The following is a 954-nucleotide window of genomic DNA, read 5'->3' on the forward strand; positions in this document are numbered from 1 at the left end:
GCCAAGGCAGTGACGTGCGTCCAGCTGTAGAAGCGATGGCGCGTACATCAAGTATCCAGCCAGTTTCTTTTGCGCAGCGACGATTGTGGTTTATAGACCAACTACAAGGAGGCTCGGCGGAGTACAATATGCCAATGGCACTGGAAGTGTCAGGTGAATTGGACTTGGTGGTGGTAGAGCGCGCCTTGAATGAAATAGTGGCACGACATGAAGTGTTGCGTAGCGTGTATGTTGAAGTAGATGGCGAAGCAAAACAGCAGATAAAGGATATAGCAGAGGTAGAGATTAAGGTAGCACAAGAGGACGTGCGACATTTATCAGGAGCGTCTCAGGCGCAAGCGGTAGCGGCACTGGTCAATGATGAGTTTGTACAGCCATTTGATTTAGCATCGGATGTCATGATACGAGTACGCTATATTCACACGTCCGAGCGTGCAGGCGTTCTGCTATTTAATATGCACCACATCGCGTCGGATGGTTGGTCGATGGAGGTATTAAATCAAGAGTTCTTCCAATTGTACGATGCCTTTAGTCAAGGAAAAGCGAGCCCACTGAGTGCACTTGAAATCCAATATGCGGATTATGCCCATTGGCAGAGAACGCATTTAGAAGGCGCGGTGCTAGAAGAGCAGTTGAGCTATTGGGAAAGTCAGTTAGATTCACTCCCTGGGGTACATAGTTTACCGCTGAGCTATCCAAGGCCGAAGCAGAAGGCGTTTGCAGGCGGGGTAGTGTCAGGGACATTACCGGCGGAGATATCGCAGAAACTGCAAGGGCTGGCGACGAAACATAAGCTGTCACCCTTTATGCTGCTACATGGTGCGTTGTCATTGTTACTATCAAGACATAGCCACAGTAGTGATATCGTGGTGGGCACACCGGTGGCGAACCGAACGCAGTCGGAATTAAGCCCGTTGATAGGGTTTTTTGTGAATACCTTGGTGCTGCGTGTGC

Annotated in this window: 1 protein-coding gene; it reads left to right on the forward strand. The window is 49.7% G+C overall.

Annotated elements, in window-relative coordinates:
• On the forward strand, positions 1 to 954 hold a 954-nt coding region (locus tag CWC03_RS22765), incomplete at both ends, for a condensation domain-containing protein (protein WP_249314113.1).

Source organism: Pseudoalteromonas sp. S2755 (genome assembly GCF_005886535.1).
Lineage (GTDB): Bacteria > Pseudomonadota > Gammaproteobacteria > Enterobacterales > Alteromonadaceae > Pseudoalteromonas.